We start from the raw sequence: 15,598 nt of genomic DNA, 5'->3' as shown, positions 1-15,598 counted from the left end.
CCTTCTGCGCCTCGCGCCAGGAGAAGAAGCAGATCATGGCGCCGGCCGTCCGCGCCTCGCGCGAGGCGCCCGAGGCCGCCCAGCTCCAGTCGATGATGATGCAGGCGGCCGGCAAGGTCCGCGCCCACATCGCCGAGAACTTCGACTACGTCGGTGACGCCTTCGCCCGCGAGGCCCGCGCCATCCACGAGGGCGTAAGCGAGCGCCGCGCCATCTACGGCGAGGCCACCCCCGCGGAGGTCCGGGCGCTCGAGGCCGACGGCGTCCCCTGCGCGCCGCTGCCCACGGCCCTCTCCCCGAAGCCCGCCGGGACGCTCAACTGACGTCAAGAAACCGTTAGCCACGTTGGCTTTGCGGTAAACCCGATCTTCACGCCCGGCGGCTAGAAACTGTCCCACAACGAGCCACGTCCGGTGAGGCGATGGCCGAGATGATGGGGTAGCTCCAATGGCCAAGACGGTCCTGGTCGTCGACGACGATCCGACCCAGAGGCGGCTGATCCAGGCGGTCCTCGAGCGCGAGGGCTTCGCCTTCGAAGGCGCCGAATCCGGCCCCCAGGCGCTCGACCGCCTGGCGCGCGGCGGGATCGATGTGGTCCTGCTCGACATGGTCATGCCCGGCATGACGGGACTCGAGACCCTCAAGGAGGCGCGCCTATCCGGCGTCGCCTGTCCGGTCGTGGTCCTGACCGCCACCGGCGGCATCGAGACCGTGGTCCAGGCGATGCGTGCAGGCGCCCAGGACTTCTTCGTCAAGCCGGCCTCGCCCGAGCGCATCCTGATCTCGATCCGCAACGCCCTTCAGATGGGCGACCTGACCGCCGAGGTTTCTCGCCTGAAGAAGCATCAGGGCGGCCGCCTGAGCTTCGACGACCTTGTCGGAAGCTCGCCGGCCATGCAGCTGGTCAAGCGGCTGGGCCAGCGCGCCGCGCAATCGAACATCCCCGTGCTGATTCTGGGCGAAAGCGGCGTCGGCAAGGAAGTCATCGCCCGCGCCGTCCATGGCGCCTCTAGCCGCGCCGGCAAGCCCTTCGTGGCGGTCAACTGCGGCGCCCTGCCGGCCAATCTGGTGGAATCCATCCTGTTCGGTCATGAGAAGGGCAGCTTCACCGGGGCGACCGACAAGCACCTGGGCAAGTTCAAGGAGGCCGACGGCGGCACCCTGTTCCTCGACGAGGTCGGCGAGCTGCCGCCGGACATGCAGGTCAAGCTGCTGCGCGCGCTGCAGGAAGGCGAGATCGACCCGGTCGGCTCCAAGCGCCCGGTCAAGGTCGACGTGCGCATCCTGTCGGCCACCAACCGCGACCTCGGCCAGCAGGTCGACAGCGGCGCCTTCCGCGAGGACCTGTTCTACCGGCTGAACGTCTTCCCGATCGAGGCGCCGGCCCTTCGTGAACGCCGCGAGGACATCCCGGCCTTGGTCGAGCATTTCGTGCGCCGCTTCAACGTCGAGGAAGGCCGCCGCGTCGCCGGCGCCAGCCCTGAGACCCTGCGCCTGCTCCAGGCCTTCGACTGGCCCGGCAACGTCCGCCAGCTGGAAAACGCCGTCTATCGCGCCATCGTGCTCGCCGACGGGGCCTATCTCCAGCCGCACGACTTCCCGTCGATCTCGGGCGTGAACCCGCCCGCGCCCGAAGAGGCGCCGGCGAACGCGTCGGAGTCCGCGATCCTGCACCCCGACGACCTGCCGCCGCTTCCCGAGGCGCCGGTCAAGATCCTCGACGAGCGCGGCCACCTGCGCACGCTGGAGGCCATCGAGCGCGACCTGATCCAGCACGCCATCGAGGTCTACGCCGGCCACATGAGCGAGGTGGCCCGCCGCCTCGGCATCGGCCGCTCCACCCTCTACCGGAAGGTGCGCGAACAGGGTCTGGAAGAGGTCCTGAAGGAAGCGAGCTAGCGTCTTCCTCCCGGTGCTGTCTGGCCGGTAGGCTGATCCGATGAAGGTCAGCTATCTCCACTTGCCGGCCGGCGGCGAAGTGCCCGCCGTAGGTCCGAACGAGCCGTTCAAGGCGATCGTAGTGGCGGAGCAGGCTGTCGATCAGGATTGGCGGGCCGCCGTCAGCCGCTGGCTCGTCTCCACCGGCTGCCTCTACATGATGGCCTGGGGCGTGGAATGCGCCTCCTGGGACGACAGCGTGGACTGGGCCTGTCTGCACGCCCGTGACTTCGCTGACCTCGCCGATTACGAGAACCTCGTCATGACCACATGGCACGAGCAGGAAGCACTGGCGGAGGCGTTCTGGTTCGCCGGTCACTGCGCCCACCACCCGGCAGTTGCTCTGAACACGACGCTGATCGTCCACATTTCCAGCGACGAGCGCAGAGAAGAGCTTCTTCGCCTCTACGACGAGGCCCAGCGGGACTAGTCAGGCGCGCAGCCGCCCGCTCATTTCGCGCGTCGTCTCCAGCTCGCGCCGGCCGTTCTCGGCCGACGGCTCGATCTCCGAGGCCTCGAACCACTCGTTCCAGCTGACGATCAGGACCCAGTCGGGACGCGCGGCCAGCGCCGCCTCCCACAGGGCGCGATAGGTCCGGCCCTGGCGCCGCCCCGTGATTGGCCGGTCGCCGGTGCGGTCGTCCAGGCGGCTGTCGTCGAAACCCGGCAGGACCGTCGCCGTTCGCACCGCCAGCCCTCCCTGCGCGCGCACCCAGCGCTGCATCCACCGCCGGGCGAGCAGCGAAAACGCCGCCCAGGGCCAGCCGTCGGTCACGAAGGTCAGGGAATAGATGTGCAGGGCCTCGAAGGCCCCGCGCCGCGCCTCGATCTCCTCGGTGGTGTTGGCCGGGCCGACCACGAAGAAGCCGTCCGGCCGCGCCGCCCGATAGGCCGCAAGGCCCCTTCGCCAGCCGTCCAGGCCGATCTCCTGCAGCACCCGGTCGAAGACGAACAGCACCGGCCGCCCTTCGTGCCTCAGCCAGCGCGGCGAGGCCGCGTGCCGCTCGTGCAGGCCGATCAGCCGCTCGGCCAGGGCCTCGGCGCTCCCGCCGGACTGCTCCAGATAGGCGCAGACGGAAAAGCCCTCGGGCGCCGCCGCGACCAGCGCGTCCAGGACCTGGTCGGTGATGTCGTCGCTGCGCGCAGCCCAGCTGGTGATGAAGCCGGTCACGCCGGCGGCTTGCGCCTGCTCGAACTGGCGGGCGATCAGGGCCGGGTCCAGACTGTCGTAGAGGCCCTCTTCGGGCACGTTCGGATGGTTGCGGCCGCCGTCGGCCGAGACGCCCCAGCCCCGCTCGCGCCCGAACCAGCCGTAGTGGAAGGCCAGCACCTCGCGCCGCGGCGCCTGCCGCGCGCAGGCCGCGGCGGGGACCAGGCCGATGGCCGCGAGCGCGGCGAGGAATCCACGCCGCCTCATTCCGGACGCGGCTTGCGGCCGAAGCGGGCCCTGGGTGTCTCGCCCTTGGCCTTGGCCTCGATCTCTTTCAGCTTGCGGCCCTGCATGGCTGAGAGCGGCGCGCCCATCGCGCCCTTTTCGGGATCGCCGAAGGCCCGGCCATAGGTGTCCACCCGCTCGGTGACCGAGCCGAGGAACTCCTCCTCCCACTCCGACAGGGCCACGCCCGCGCGCTCGGCCGTGCGCTTCGCCCGCTTCAGCGCCTTCAGGGCGCGCCGCTTCGCCGCCTCGCGGGCGGCCTGGTAGGGATTGGCTGGCGGCTTGGATCTCAGGACTGCGACCGATCTTTCAGGAACAGCTCCAGACTAGAACCTGACGACGTCCCGTCCAGTCCGGCTCCGCATATCCCTCTCCCACTGGGAGAGGGAGGCTCCGCGCCGAGGAGCGCGAAGCGCGACGCGTCTGCGCGGAGGGTGAGGGTCGCATCGCGCCAGGTTCGGAACCGTCCGACCCTCATCCGGCCCTTCGGGCCACCTTCTCCCAATGGGAGAAGGGAATGGACGCGTCAGCCTCAGATCTCTCCGATCGCGGACAGATAGAGGTCGAGGATCGCCTCCTCCTCCAGGCGCTTGGCCTTGTCCTGCTTGCGGATGCGCACGACCTTGCGCAGCACCTTGACGTCGTAGCCCTCGCCCTTGGCCTCGGCGAAGACCTCCTTGATGTCGGTGGCGATGGCGGCCTTGTCCTCTTCGAGGCGCTCGATGCGCTCGATGATGGTGCGCAGGCGGCCCTGCGCCGCGGCGGTCAGGACGTCGGGATTGGCGAAGGAGGCGTCGTCGGCCACGGGCAGGCTCCGGTCGAAAGGGTCAGCGGCCACCTAGCCCCGGGCGGGGCGACGGCTCAACAGGTCAAAATGAAACAGGCCCCGGACAATCGCCCGAGGCCTGTGGAAATCTCTGTGGGTTGCGCGGTGGCGCGGGCCTTAGCCCTGCTTGGCCTTGAAGCGCGGGTCGGTCTTGTTGATCACATAGACGACGCCCTTGCGGCGCACGATCTTGCAGTCGCGGTGACGACCCTTGAGCGACTTGAGCGAGCTGCGGACCTTCATGGTCGTGTTCCGATTGAGCTAAGCGCGAAAAGACGAGCGCCGCGAGGCGGGCTCGCGGCGGAGCGGGGTCTATAAGGGCGAGCGCGCCGGCTGTCAACGTCTCCAGCCATCCCAAACCGTCATCGCCGGGCTTGTCCCGGCGATCCATCACCTCAGCTGTCTCAGGTAGCTCTCAGACGGTCTTGAACATGGACCCCCGGCACAAGGCCGGGGGTGACGAAGTCCTGGAACGGTTCTACCCCTCGCCCATGCCCGAGCTTCCCGAGGTCGAGACCGTCCGCCGTGGGCTGGAACCCGTGCTCGAAGGCGCGCGGCTCTCCCGCGTGCGCCAGAACCGGCCCGACCTGCGCTTTCCCTTCCCTGAGCGGTTCGCCGAGCGGCTTGAGGGGGCCACGGTCGAGCGGCTGGACCGCCGGGCCAAGTATTTGCTGTTCCCTCTCTCCACCGGCGAGACCTGGGTGACCCACCTGGGCATGACCGGCCGCTTCACCCTCGACGGGACCCAGCTCGGCGAGTTCGAGGAGGCCGCGCCCATCGGCGGGAAGCACGAGCACGTCAGCCTGTGCGCCACGCTCGGCGGCCGGACCACCCGGGTGGGTTTCGCCGACGCCCGCCGCTTCGGCTTCATGGGCCTGATCCCGAGCGACGAAGTCGAGGCCCACCCCTGGTTCGCCGGCATCGGGCCCGAGCCGCTCGGCAACGGCTTTTCCGCCGCCCACCTGACCGCCGCCTTCCGGGGCAAGGTCCAGAACATCAAGGTCAGCCTGCTCGATCAGCGGATCGTGGCGGGCCTGGGCAACATCTATGTCTGCGAGGCGCTGTATCGCGCGCGCATTTCGCCCCTGACGCCGGCGGGCAAGGTGTCCGGGCCCCGGCTGGAGCGGCTGGCGATCGCCGTGCGCGAGGTGCTGGGCGAGGCGATCACGGCGGGCGGTTCGACCCTGCGCGACTTCGCCAACGCCGAGGGCGGCCAGGGCTATTTCCAGCACCGCTTCGACGTCTACGGCCGCGAGGGCGAGCCCTGCCGGTCCGAAGGATGTCCCGGGGTCGTCAAGCGCGTCGTCCAGGCGGGCCGGTCCACCTTCTATTGCCCGAGCTGCCAGAAGCGATGAGCGAGGCCCGCATCTGCCTGCTGCGCGGTGTGAACGTGGGCGGGGTCAAGGTCCCGATGGCCGAGCTGCGCGCCCTGGCTGAGGCGGCCGGCCTCGCCAACCCCCGCACCCTGCTGGCCAGCGGCAACCTCGTGGCCGACAGCGCCGACCCGCCGGCCAGGGTCGAGGCGAAGCTCGAGGCCGCCCTGGAACAGCACTTCGGCCGCAGGATCGAGGTGATCGTCCGCACGCCGGCCCAGTGGTCCGGGATGATGCGCGCCAATCCCTTCGCCGATCAGGCGCGCGAGGACGGCTCCAGGATGCTGGTCATGGTGATGAAGGACGGCGTGAAGCCTGGCGCCATCGAGGCCCTGTCGGGCTTCGCTCAGGGCGAGGAGCGGGTCGCCGAGGCGGGCGGCGACCTCTTCTTCTGGCATCCCGACGGGATCGGCCGTTCCGTCATGGCCGCCAAGGCCCTGCCGCGCCTCATCGGCGTCGGCACCGGCCGCAACTGGAACACGGTGGAGAAGCTGGCGGTGATGGCGGGACTGGAGGCCTGAACTCCCGCATCGCGGCTGCTCAGGTTGTTGAATTCCCGTCACTTAGCGCGCCACGCTTCCCCGAAACGCCCGTCACCCGCAGGGGCGGTAAGATGCCGCTTCAGGTCTTTGACAGCGAGAAGCCCCCGGCGGGATCGCACTGCTGCAGTTGCAGTCTTTATTCGGACTGCAGCTACCGGCGGATCAGCGCGCCCCTTCGGCCGCGGCCAGTTCCTTGCGGCGCTGCATCATGGAGTCGAAGCTTTCCCAGACGCCGTCCGCGCCGTGCCACGAGCCCTGCGTCGCCGCCTTGGAGTATTCCGTCGCGCGCGCCTCGAAGAAGTTGGCGTGCTCCACGCCCGACAGCAGCGCCTGCAGCCAGGGCAGCGGGTTCTCGCGCGACCCGCCGTACAGCTCCGGCAGGTGCAGCTGGCGCAGGCGCCAGTCGGCGATGAAGCGGATGTAGGCCTTGATGTCGTCGGGCGTCATGCCGTTCACCGGGCCCATCTCGAAGGCCAGGTCGATGAACTTGTCCTCCATGTCCACCACCGTGCGGCAGCACTCGACGATGTCCTCGGCGACCGCCTTGGTCACCGCGCCGGTCTCCTTGTTGAAGGCATGGTAGAGCTTGATGATGCCCTCGCAGTGCAGGCTCTCGTCGCGCACCGACCAGGACACGATCTGGCCCATGCCCTTCATCTTGTTCTGACGCGGGAAGTTCATCAGCATCGCGAACGAGGCGAACAGCTGAAGGCCCTCGGCGAAGCCGCCGAACATGGCCAGCGTCCGGGCGATGTCGGCGTCCGACTCCACGCCGAACTGGCCCATGTAGTCGTGCTTGGCGCGCAGCGCGTCGTATTCCATGAAGGCGCCGAACTCGGCCTCGGGCATGCCGATGGTCTCGAGCAGCAGCGCATAGGCCGCGATGTGGACCGTCTCCATGTTGGCGAAGGCGGCCAGCATCATCTTCACCTCGGTCGGTTTGAAGACCCGACCGTAGCGCTCCATGTAGTTGTCCTGCACCTCGATGTCGGCCTGGGTGAAGAAGCGGAAGATCTGCGTCAGCAGGTTCCGGTCGGCGTCGGTCAGGTTGGCCGCCCAGTCCTTGCAGTCCTCGCCCAGCGGCACCTCCTCGGGCATCCAGTGGACCTGCTGCTGCTTCTTCCACATGTCGAAGGCCCACGGGTAGCGGAACGGCTTGTAGGCCGCGGACGGGGTGAGCAGGCCCGGCAGAGAGCCCTTGAGCGACGATTGCGGGACGTGTGCGTTCATGGTCTGACCCTGACTGAGACTCGTAGCTAACAGCATCCCGACGAAATCAACCAGTGGGGTTATGGGTCGCAGCTGTTCACAAAATGTAGCGTCTGGGGACAAGCCGGAGAGTGTTCGCATGAGCAAGGCCTTCACCGTCTACGGATCGCCCGGCTACGGTTCGACCCTGGTCGAGGGCGCGCTCGAGCTGCTCGGCCTGCCCTGGATCTCGGTGGAGGCCGGGCCGAACGGCCAGCCTGACGAGCAGGACCTGCTCCAGTCGCTGAACCCGCTGAAACAGACGCCAGTGGTGGTCACCCCCGACGGCCAGGTCATGACCGAGAGCGCCGCCATCCTGATCTGGCTGGGCGACCTCCACGCCGAGCGACGCCTGACGCCCGCGCCCGACGCGCCGGAGCGCGCGGCTTTCCTGCGCTGGATGAGCTTCATCCCGGCCCAGATCTATCCGATGTATCTGCTCAAGGATCACCCCGACCGCTGGGTGCGCTCGGCCGAGGCCGGCGAGGAGCTCCGCGACCAGGCCGTCGAGCAGATCAAGCGCGCCTGGCGGGCCATGGAGGACGCGGTCGAGCCCTCGCCCTGGATCCTGGGCGAGCGGATGAGCCTGCTGGACTTCTACGTCACGGTGGTCAGCCGCTGGACGCCCCGCCGCGTCTGGTTCGCCGAGTTCTGCCCCAAGCTGAACGCGGTGGCCGAGCGCGTCGACGCGATGCCCGAGCTTGAGGACTTCTGGGCCCGCCGCTTCCCCTTCACGGATGGCTGGCGCGGCTGAGTCCTCGGTCGGTTTTGCGACTCCTTTTTCCGTCATCGCCGGGCTTGTCCCGGCGATCCATCACCGCGGGCGGTCATGGGCGTACTGCGACGTTCAGGTGATGGACCCCCGGCATGAAGCCGGGGGTGACGATTAGGGTGCTGGGCTGGCGCGGCTAGTCCGCCGGCATGGTCCCGGAGTTGACCGCGATGCGGCCGACCAGACCCTTGACGATCAGGTCCAGCGCCGAGCCCTCGCGGTAGTCGGCGGCGGCGACGAAGTTGACCCGGTCCTCGGAGATCAGCCGGTGGATCTTGGTGTGGTCGTTGGGCTCGTTCCTCGGGTCATAGACCGCGATCGAGAAGCCGCCCTTGGTGTGCATCATCTTCATGGTCGGGACGTCGGTGTCCCCGTCGCCGATGAAGATCATCCGCTCGAACGGCACGGGCCGGGCGTTGTCGGGGATGAAGCGGTTGATCCGCTCGTCGTCCCAGTGGTTCAGGACGCCCTTGTTGATGCGGAAGAGATACTGGGTCTTGGTCGTGTAGTTGACCCCGACGGCCGGCCAGATGGCCTCGTCCTGCTCGTTGTAGACGAACTTCGACGCGAAGGTGTGGGTCAGCTCGGGGTGGATCGGGCAGCCCTCGATCATCTCCTCCAGGCCCGCCGAGATGATGTAGTGCTCGATCTCCAGGCCGTACTGGGAGCCGAACTCGTTCATGCGCTGGAACCAGGAACGGCCCATCAGGTCCGATTTCAGCCCGTCGAACAGCTTCACGTCCCGGCCGTGGTCGCGCAGCGCCTGGCGGGTCACCGGATGGCCCGCCTCGCGCGCCGCCTGCAGCATCAGCTGCATGTACATCAGGATGCCGTCGCCGTCGGCCCGGCGGGTGAACTCGCCCGCCTCCTTCCAGAAGGCGGCCTTGTCCATGCCCAGCGAGGGGATGAAGCTCACCTCCTGCATGTTGCCGCGCGCGAGCGTGCCGTCGAAGTCGTAGATGAGGGCGGTCTTCAGGCCGGCCATGGCGTGGTCCCGAGGTTGTCGAGCCGCGAGTTAGGGGGCCGGACCGCTTGAGTCAAAGCCGGCCGGATCAGGCCTGGGCGGCCAGGTCCAGTTCGCCGGCGGCCTGGGTCGCGACCGGCAGGCTGAGGATGAAGGCGGCGCCGGCGCCCGGCTCGCTCTCCAGCGACACCGAGCCGCCGTGCATCTCGGTCAGGGCCTTGACGAGGGCCAGGCCTAGGCCCGGTCCGCCGCGGTCACGCCCGACGAAGCGGTCGAAGACATGGGCCTGCTTGTGGAAGGGCACGCCCCGGCCGGTGTCGCGGACCACGATCCGCACCTGCCCGCCGGCGCGCTCGGCCTTCAGGGACACCTCGCCCCCCGCCTCGACGGCGCGCGCGGCGTTGTCGGTCAGCTGGTCCAGCACCTGGGCCAGGCGCGCCTGGTCGCCCCGGATCAGGCCCACGTTGTCCGGACAGTCGAGGTTCAGGGTCGCGCCCCGGGCCTCGATCCGGGCCCGCGCCCGCTCCCCGGCCTCGGTGACCAGGTCGCAGACGCGCACGTCGCCGAGGTTCAGGCTCATCTCGTCGGCGTCGATCTGGGCCATGTCGAGCACGTCGTCGATCGAGCGCGCCAGCTGGCCGGCCGCCGCCCGGATCGAACCGAGGTGCCGCAGCGCCCGCTCCGGAAGGCCCGAGCCCTCGGCCTCCAGAAGTTCGGCGTAGCCGACGATGGTCGTCAGCGGGGTTCTCAGCTCATAGGAGACATTGCCCACGAACTCGCGCTTCAGCCGCTCGGCCTCGCCCAGTGCGGCCTCCTTCTGGGCCAGGGCTGTCTCCAGCTCGCGCGTGGCGGTGACGTCGTCGAAGGCCAGCAGGGTCGCGCCGTCGGGCAGGGGGCGGGTCTGCCAGGCGACGATGCGGCGGTCGGCCAGGCGCGTCTCGCCCGCCACCGGCGCCCGGCTCTCCGGGTCGGGGTCGGCGATGCGCGCCTTCAGTTCGGCCCACAGGGCCGGCTCAGGCAGCAGCCCCTGGCAAAGGCGCGCCACCTCCTCGAAGCCCGGAGCCTCGTCCAGCTGGTCCGGACGCAGCGCCCAGAACCGCTCGAAGGCCTCGTTCCTCAGGCGGAGCTGACCGTCCGAGCCGAACACCGCCACCGCGTCATTCAGCTTGTCGAGCGTCGCCCGCTGGACCTGCAACAGGGCGTTGTACTGGGCCCGCAGCTTCAGCTCGTCGGTGATGTCGGTGAACAGCAAGAGGAGCCCGCCCAGCGGGTGCGGCTGGCGCACGACCCGCAGCGTCCGCCCATCGGGCAGATGCCAGACATCGTCCGGCGCAACCTCGGTGGAGCCGTAGAAGTCGAGCTCCGACGCCTTCCAGCCCGGATAGTCGATGGTCTCCGGGATCATCCGGCGCTGGCGCAGCCGGTCGAGCAGCTCGGCGTGGGTCGGCCGCTCGTCCAGCCAGGCCGGGTCGAGCCCGAACAGGGCCTGCAGGGCGGTGTTGTGATAGCTCAGCCGCTTGGACGGCCCGAAGATGGCGACCGCGTCAGCCAGGTGGTTCAGGGTCTCGTCGTGGGCCTCGACGTGGCGCTTCAGCGTCTCGCGCGTCTCCTCCGCCTCGGTGACGTCGATGGCGTAGGACAGGACCTCGCCTTCGCCCAGCGGCTCGGCGGTCACCCGCCAGGCGCGGCGGCGTCCGCCGATGACGGCCCAGCGGAAGCGTTCGACCCGCTGGCCGCTCGACAGCGCCTCCTCGGCGATGGCGGCCGATCCCCGGTCGAAGCTGGCGTCCGCCGCGCGGGCCGCCTCCAGCGACGGCTGTTCCACCGCCTCCAGCCAGGCGCGGTTGGCCCACACCAGACTCCCGGCCGCATCGGTGATCCAGGCGGGGGCGGGGAGCGCATCGGCCAGGCCGGTGAACCGCCCGCCGGGGCGGGCGTCCACGCCGGCGTCCAGCCGCAGCCAGGCCGCGCCGCCAAGCGCCCGGCCCTCGACCGTGACCGGCCCGGCCTTGCCCTGGACGGCGAAGCGGCAGGACTCGCCGCGCTCGACCAGCGCCGTCAGCCTCTGGGTCGTTTCGGCCGCGGCGTCAGCCAGGGCCTGCAGGACCTGGGCCGCCGCCACGTCGGGATCGCCGTCCACCTCGAGCCCCAGGGCGGCGCAGCAGGCCTCCAGCGCCTCGGAACCGGCGGCGAGCCGGGCGTCGCCGTCCTCGATCCGGATGACGGCGCCCTCGAAGGCCTCCGCGGCTCCGCGCGCGTCGGCCAGGGCCAGCAGGGTGCGATCGGCCTTCTGGCTGAGTTCAGCCTCGCGGCGGCGCGCTCGCGTCTGGGCCCGCCACGCCCACAGGACGACGGCCAGAGCCAGGCCGACCGAGCCGGCGGATGCTGAATAGGCGATGTCGATGGGCGCCATGCGGACCCGTCCGTCTCCGCTCGCCGGATGATTCGGTTCACCATACCGCAATCCGCCCGCTTGTTCGCACGCCTTGGCCGTCCGATATGCGGGCCATGACCGGACCGGACTTCAGCGGCGCCCTGGCCCCCTCGCTCGACGACTTCGCGGGCCTGGCCGAACAGGCCTGGGCGCGGGTGCCCGAGGGCTTTCGCGCCGTCTGCGGTGACGTGGTGATCCGCGTCCTCGATTTCGCCGAGGAGGAGACCCTGGCTGAAATGGGCATGGAGGACCCGTTCGAGCTGACCGGCCTCTACTTCGGGGTCGACCTGACCCAGGCGTCGGTCAGCGATCCGTCGCCGCGGCCCGCCGAGGTCTATCTCTACCGCCGGCCCATCTTGGACGAGTGGTGCGAGCGCGGCGACGTGGCGCTCGGCGACCTCATCGAACACGTGCTGATCCACGAGATCGGGCACCATTTCGGCCTGTCGGACGAGGCCATCCACGCCATCGAGGACGCCGCCGAGTGACGGCTACTCGCCATTTCCGCTGTTCCCCCCTATAGGAACGGCCGGTCTGAACCAGCGGAGCTGACCCGCTTCATGCGTATTCTCGTCGCGACGGACGCCTGGGAGCCCCAGGTCAACGGCGTGGTTCGCACCCTGACGCGGGTGGTCTCGGAATGCCGGGCCATGGGCCACGAGGTCCTGACCATCACGCCGGACCAGTTCAAGACCATCCCGTGCCCGACCTATCCGGAGATCCGGCTGGCGCTCGGCGCCGACGAGGAGATCCGCGAGCGGATGCGCGCCTTCGAGCCGGAGGCCGTCCACATCGCCACCGAAGGCCCGCTCGGCATCGCCACCCGGCGCATCTGCCTGGAATGGAAGCTGCCCTTCACGACCAGCTACCACACCAAATTCCCGGAGTATGTCTCGGCCCGTTTCCCGGTGCCGGTCCAGGTCGGCTACGCCTACATGCGCTGGTTCCACAAGCCGTCCGGCCGGGTGATGGTGGCCACGCCCACGCTCCGCGAGGAGCTGATGAAGCACGGCATGAAGAACGTCTCGCCCTGGTCGCGCGGCGTCGACACCGAGGCCTTCCGCCCGGACATGGAGCCCATCTATCCCAAGGACTGGGCCCGGCCGATCTTCCTCAACGTCGGCCGCGTGGCCGTCGAGAAGAACATCGAGGCCTTCCTCGAGACCGACCTGCCCGGCACCAAGGTCATCGTCGGCGACGGCCCGGCCCGCGAGGAGCTGCAGGCCAAGTATCCCGAGGCCAAGTTCATGGGGGCCATGTTCGGCGAGGAGCTGTCGCGCGCCTTCTCCGACGCCGACGTCTTCGTCTTCCCGTCCTGGACCGACACCTTCGGCCTGGTGATCCTGGAGGCCATGGCCACGGGCACGCCGGTGGCCGCCTATCCGGCGCACGGCCCCATCGACATCATCCCGGGCTCGGGCGCGGGCGCGATCGACAACGATCTGCGCACCGCCTGCATGGCCTGTCTGGAGCTCGACCGTAAGGCGGTGCGCGCCTACGCCGAGAAGTTCTCCTGGCGCGCCTCGGCCGAGGAGTTCGTGAAGAACCTCCAGCCCCAGCCCGAGCCGGAACGCATGCGCTTCTGGCGCCGCCTGCGCCGCCTGGCGCGGCTCAGGAAGCGCGCGGCGGCCTAGGCCGACGAACTCCCCTATCCGCCAGGGGCAAGCCTCTGATTTCGTGAGAAACGACGGTCAAGTCACCGTCGGCGACCCTCGCCTCGGGTGACCGGCCTATACTGGAAGCCGGTCTTTGACATCGCCATCCACAGCGACGCCCCGAAATGCCTGACGGCGAACGGCCGGATCGGTTCAGCGTGTCGCTCTGGCGGGTCGGCGCGACGCCAAGCCGTTGAAGTCAAACGAAACGCCTGTCGCTCTGTCGCTGTGTCGCTCCGCACGAGCGACAGGCGTCAGGCCTTGCGGACGTAGGAGCCCGGCGCCGCTTCGATGGCCTTGAGCGGCCCTTCGCCGGGGTTGCGCGGCTCGATCTTGTCGTCGGTCGCGAGCCAGGCCTGCCATTCGGGCCACCAGGAGCCGGGCTTGTTCTGGGCCGCCTCGAGCCAGGCCTCGGCGTCGGTTGGGGCGGCGTCATTGGTCCAGTAGCCGTGCTTGTTGGCCGAGGGCGGATTGATCATGCCGGCGTTGTGGCCAGAGCCGCCGAGGATGAAGCGCGTTTCGCCGCCGAAGTTGAAGCGGCCCTCGTACGTGTCCTTCCAGGCCGAGACGTGATCGTCCTTCAGAGCCACGACGAAGACGGGCGTCTCGATCGCCTTGAGGTCGAGCGGCACGCCGTCGATCTCGATCCCGCCGGCGTCCTTCAGCCGGTTCCGGAGCAGGATGTCGCGGCCGTACTGCTTCAGGGTGGCGGCCGGGATGCGGGCGCCGTCGTCGAACCAGGCCAGCAGGTCCGACGGCCGGGCCTCGTCGCCCAGCAGATAGTGGCTGACCACCGACGACCAGATCAGGTCGTTGGCCCGCACGGTGGCGAACAGCTTGGTCAGGTCGTGGGCTTCGACATAGCCCTTGTCATCGAGATAGCGGTCGAAGGCGGCCAGCTCTTCCTCGCCGATGAAGACAGACCACTCGCCGATCGACTTGAAGTCGACCAGGGCGGCGATCAGCGTCGCGCTCGACACACGGTCGGCCTGATCGGTCGCGGCCAGATAGGCCAGGGTCATGGCCGACAGGGTCCCGCCCAGACAGTAGGACACCAGGTCCAGGCCGGTCTCGCCCGTGGCCTGCTCGACCGCGCCGATGGCGGCGAGGACCCCGTCGCGGACATAGTCGCCCAGGTCCTTGTCCTTCAGGCTCTCGTCCGGATTGGCCCAGGAGATGACGAAGACGGTGTGGTCCTGATCGACCAGCCACTTCAGGTAGCTGGAGCGCGGGGTGAGGTCGAACAGGTAGTATTTGTTCACCAGCGGCGGCACGAACAGCAGCGGCCGGCGGAAGACCTGCTCGGTGGTCGGCGCATACTGGATCAGCTGGAACAGCTCGTTCTGGAAGACCACGGCGCCGGGGGTCGAGGCCATGTTGACCCCGACCTCGAAGGCGGCGGGCGCGCGGCGCTTCACCAGGCCCTCTTCGGACGACAGGTCCTCGAGCAGGTTCGTCAGGCCGGTCATCAGATTGACCCCGCCCGTCTCGATCGTGCGGCGGACGACCTCGGGGTTAGTCGCGGCGTAGTTGGTCGGCGACAGGGCGTTGATCAGCTGGCGGCTGAAGAAGTCGACCTGGGTTCGGGTGCGCTCATCCACCTCGGCGGCGGCGACCGTGTCCTGGATCTGGCGAGCGGCCAGCAGATAGGCCTGTTTGATGAAGTCGTAGACCGGCTCCTCGCGCCAGGCGGGGGCCGAGAAGCGACGGTCGCCCTTGGCAGGCTCGGCCAGCGGCGCGGGCGTCTGGCCCACGGCGCGCTCGGCCATGGTGCGCCACAGCGCGGTCCAGTCGTCGAGGCTCTTGGCCTGCAACTCCAGCAGGCGGCGCGGATCGCGCATCAGACCCATCTGGAACTCGAGGAAGGACCGCGCGACCAGGGTCGGGTCGTAGGGCAGGGGCTCGCTTGAGACCGCCTTCTTCATCGTGGCCGTCATGGCCGCGTGGCTGTTCTGCGCCAGCTCCGAAAGCAGACGCCCCACCACGACCGGGTCGGGCAGGGCGGGGACGGTGGCGGCGACGGGACGGTAGGTCTGGGCGGCTTCGGTCACGGCGGGCTCCTTCAGCCGGCGAGCAGGCGGTCCAGCGCTTCGCACGGCTGGGGCGCCACGTACAGGAACGCCAGCAGGCGGTCCGGGTTCGTCTCGGCCATGTCGACGGCCGGCGCGGGCGCGGCGTCGATCAGCTGGGCCGGAGAGATGGCGACAGCGTCTTGGGCGAAGGCGTCGAAGGGCATGGCGTCACCGCGATCTGGAGTGGACGAGCGGCGATATGCCAGAGCGCGAATGCCGTGACGAGGCGAGACATCGCTGATCGGTTGTGCAAAAATCCACATATGTCTCCGTTCGACTGGAACAGCCTTCAGGACTTCCTCGCGGTCGCGCGGACAGGTCGGTTGACCGCCGCCGCCG

17 protein-coding genes are annotated in these 15,598 nt (G+C 69.3%); 8 read left to right on the top strand and 9 right to left on the bottom strand.

Annotated elements, in window-relative coordinates:
* The 3 genes from Q0M60_RS00110 to Q0M60_RS00100 all read left to right on the top strand — a co-directional run.
* A partial coding sequence (locus Q0M60_RS00110) for a DUF1178 family protein (RefSeq protein ID WP_296814343.1) occupies nt 1–323 on the top strand: 323 nt, incomplete at its 5' end.
* Nucleotides 324–447: 124 nt separating this feature from the next.
* A complete protein-coding gene (locus Q0M60_RS00105) occupies nt 448–1,899 on the top strand; it encodes a sigma-54 dependent transcriptional regulator (protein WP_296814341.1) in 1,452 nt (483 codons plus the stop codon).
* A gap of 40 nt (nt 1,900–1,939) precedes the next feature.
* Nucleotides 1,940–2,368 carry a hypothetical protein gene (locus Q0M60_RS00100; protein ID WP_296814340.1) on the top strand — a complete coding sequence of 143 codons (429 nt, stop codon included), beginning with the start codon at nt 1,940–1,942 and terminating at the stop codon, nt 2,366–2,368.
* On the opposite strand, the gene Q0M60_RS00095 is transcribed toward Q0M60_RS00100, so the two are convergent.
* The 4 genes from Q0M60_RS00095 to ykgO form a co-directional block, all read right to left on the bottom strand.
* Nucleotides 2,369–3,355, bottom strand: a complete 987-nt coding sequence (locus Q0M60_RS00095) for a hypothetical protein (protein ID WP_296814337.1) — start codon at nt 3,353–3,355, stop codon at nt 2,369–2,371.
* Nucleotides 3,352–3,666 (bottom strand): hypothetical protein, encoded by a 315-nt coding sequence (locus tag Q0M60_RS00090; protein ID WP_296814347.1) that lies wholly within the window; start codon nt 3,664–3,666, stop codon nt 3,352–3,354. The genes Q0M60_RS00095 and Q0M60_RS00090 overlap by 4 nt, the downstream gene beginning before the upstream one ends.
* Nucleotides 3,667–3,905: 239 nt before the next feature.
* Nucleotides 3,906–4,178, bottom strand: a complete 273-nt coding sequence (locus tag Q0M60_RS00085) for a DUF2312 domain-containing protein (protein WP_296814335.1) — start codon at nt 4,176–4,178, stop codon at nt 3,906–3,908.
* A 138-nt stretch (nt 4,179–4,316) separates the two neighbouring features.
* Nucleotides 4,317–4,442: a type B 50S ribosomal protein L36 gene (ykgO, locus tag Q0M60_RS00080; protein WP_006274063.1), complete on the bottom strand. Its 126-nt coding sequence runs from the start codon at nt 4,440–4,442 to the stop codon at nt 4,317–4,319.
* 248 nt (nt 4,443–4,690) lie between these two features.
* Between ykgO and mutM the strand changes: the two genes are divergently transcribed.
* Both mutM and Q0M60_RS00070 read left to right on the top strand, forming a co-directional pair.
* A complete protein-coding gene (gene mutM, locus Q0M60_RS00075; protein WP_296814345.1) occupies nt 4,691–5,554 on the top strand; it encodes a bifunctional DNA-formamidopyrimidine glycosylase/DNA-(apurinic or apyrimidinic site) lyase in 864 nt (287 codons plus the stop codon).
* Nucleotides 5,551–6,093 (top strand): DUF1697 domain-containing protein, encoded by a 543-nt coding sequence (locus Q0M60_RS00070; RefSeq protein WP_296814333.1) that lies wholly within the window; start codon nt 5,551–5,553, stop codon nt 6,091–6,093. Before mutM ends, Q0M60_RS00070 begins: the two co-directional genes overlap by 4 nt.
* A gap of 183 nt (nt 6,094–6,276) precedes the next feature.
* Here Q0M60_RS00070 and Q0M60_RS00065 read toward each other — a convergent pair whose 3' ends face one another.
* Nucleotides 6,277–7,344, bottom strand: coding sequence for a ribonucleotide-diphosphate reductase subunit beta (locus Q0M60_RS00065; RefSeq protein ID WP_296814330.1), 1,068 nt, complete (start codon nt 7,342–7,344; stop codon nt 6,277–6,279).
* 118 nt (nt 7,345–7,462) lie between these two features.
* Here Q0M60_RS00065 and Q0M60_RS00060 point away from each other — a divergent pair, with 118 nt between their 5' ends.
* The gene (locus tag Q0M60_RS00060) at nt 7,463–8,116 is read left to right on the top strand and encodes a glutathione S-transferase family protein (RefSeq protein ID WP_296814327.1); all 654 of its coding nucleotides are present in this window, start codon (nt 7,463–7,465) and stop codon (nt 8,114–8,116) included.
* A gap of 154 nt (nt 8,117–8,270) precedes the next feature.
* On the opposite strand, the gene Q0M60_RS00055 is transcribed toward Q0M60_RS00060, so the two are convergent.
* On the bottom strand, nt 8,271–9,119 hold the full coding sequence (locus tag Q0M60_RS00055) for an HAD family hydrolase (RefSeq protein WP_296814324.1): 849 nt from the start codon (nt 9,117–9,119) through the stop codon (nt 8,271–8,273).
* Nucleotides 9,120–9,186: 67 nt separating this feature from the next.
* Nucleotides 9,187–11,511 (bottom strand): PAS domain-containing sensor histidine kinase, encoded by a 2,325-nt coding sequence (locus tag Q0M60_RS00050; protein WP_296814321.1) that lies wholly within the window; start codon nt 11,509–11,511, stop codon nt 9,187–9,189.
* Between the two features lie 95 nt (nt 11,512–11,606).
* On the opposite strand from Q0M60_RS00050, the gene Q0M60_RS00045 reads away from it, so the two are divergent.
* Both Q0M60_RS00045 and Q0M60_RS00040 read left to right on the top strand, forming a co-directional pair.
* Nucleotides 11,607–12,020, top strand: coding sequence for a metallopeptidase family protein (locus tag Q0M60_RS00045; RefSeq protein ID WP_296814318.1), 414 nt, complete (start codon nt 11,607–11,609; stop codon nt 12,018–12,020).
* 72 nt (nt 12,021–12,092) lie between these two features.
* Nucleotides 12,093–13,166 carry a glycosyltransferase family 1 protein gene (locus tag Q0M60_RS00040; RefSeq protein ID WP_296814316.1) on the top strand — a complete coding sequence of 358 codons (1,074 nt, stop codon included), beginning with the start codon at nt 12,093–12,095 and terminating at the stop codon, nt 13,164–13,166.
* Nucleotides 13,167–13,441: 275 nt separating this feature from the next.
* On the opposite strand, the gene phaC is transcribed toward Q0M60_RS00040, so the two are convergent.
* On the bottom strand, nt 13,442–15,238 hold the full coding sequence (phaC, locus tag Q0M60_RS00035; RefSeq protein WP_296814314.1) for a class I poly(R)-hydroxyalkanoic acid synthase: 1,797 nt from the start codon (nt 15,236–15,238) through the stop codon (nt 13,442–13,444).
* Between the two features lie 11 nt (nt 15,239–15,249).
* Nucleotides 15,250–15,598, bottom strand: a 349-nt coding sequence (locus Q0M60_RS00030; RefSeq protein ID WP_296814312.1) for a hypothetical protein, incomplete at its 5' end; no start/stop codon positions are given.

It is taken from the genome of Brevundimonas sp. (assembly GCF_024711105.1).
In the GTDB taxonomy this organism is placed as follows: domain Bacteria; phylum Pseudomonadota; class Alphaproteobacteria; order Caulobacterales; family Caulobacteraceae; genus Brevundimonas.
The sequence above is the reverse complement of the archived record's forward strand: the minus strand, read 5'-3'. Positions and strand labels throughout refer to the sequence as shown.

Coding starts and splice junctions, on each gene's coding strand:
- ykgO (WP_006274063.1), bottom strand. CDS start 4,442: ATGAAGGTCCGCAGCTCGCTCAAGTCGCTCAAGGGTCGTCACCGCGAC.
- Q0M60_RS00060 (WP_296814327.1), top strand. CDS start 7,463: ATGAGCAAGGCCTTCACCGTCTACGGATCGCCCGGCTACGGTTCGACC.
- Q0M60_RS00065 (WP_296814330.1), bottom strand. CDS start 7,344: ATGAACGCACACGTCCCGCAATCGTCGCTCAAGGGCTCTCTGCCGGGC.
- Q0M60_RS00095 (WP_296814337.1), bottom strand. CDS start 3,355: ATGAGGCGGCGTGGATTCCTCGCCGCGCTCGCGGCCATCGGCCTGGTC.
- Q0M60_RS00100 (WP_296814340.1), top strand. CDS start 1,940: ATGAAGGTCAGCTATCTCCACTTGCCGGCCGGCGGCGAAGTGCCCGCC.
- mutM (WP_296814345.1), top strand. CDS start 4,691: ATGCCCGAGCTTCCCGAGGTCGAGACCGTCCGCCGTGGGCTGGAACCC.
- Q0M60_RS00040 (WP_296814316.1), top strand. CDS start 12,093: ATGCGTATTCTCGTCGCGACGGACGCCTGGGAGCCCCAGGTCAACGGC.
- Q0M60_RS00070 (WP_296814333.1), top strand. CDS start 5,551: ATGAGCGAGGCCCGCATCTGCCTGCTGCGCGGTGTGAACGTGGGCGGG.
- Q0M60_RS00105 (WP_296814341.1), top strand. CDS start 448: ATGGCCAAGACGGTCCTGGTCGTCGACGACGATCCGACCCAGAGGCGG.
- Q0M60_RS00050 (WP_296814321.1), bottom strand. CDS start 11,511: ATGGCGCCCATCGACATCGCCTATTCAGCATCCGCCGGCTCGGTCGGC.
- Q0M60_RS00045 (WP_296814318.1), top strand. CDS start 11,607: ATGACCGGACCGGACTTCAGCGGCGCCCTGGCCCCCTCGCTCGACGAC.
- Q0M60_RS00055 (WP_296814324.1), bottom strand. CDS start 9,119: ATGGCCGGCCTGAAGACCGCCCTCATCTACGACTTCGACGGCACGCTC.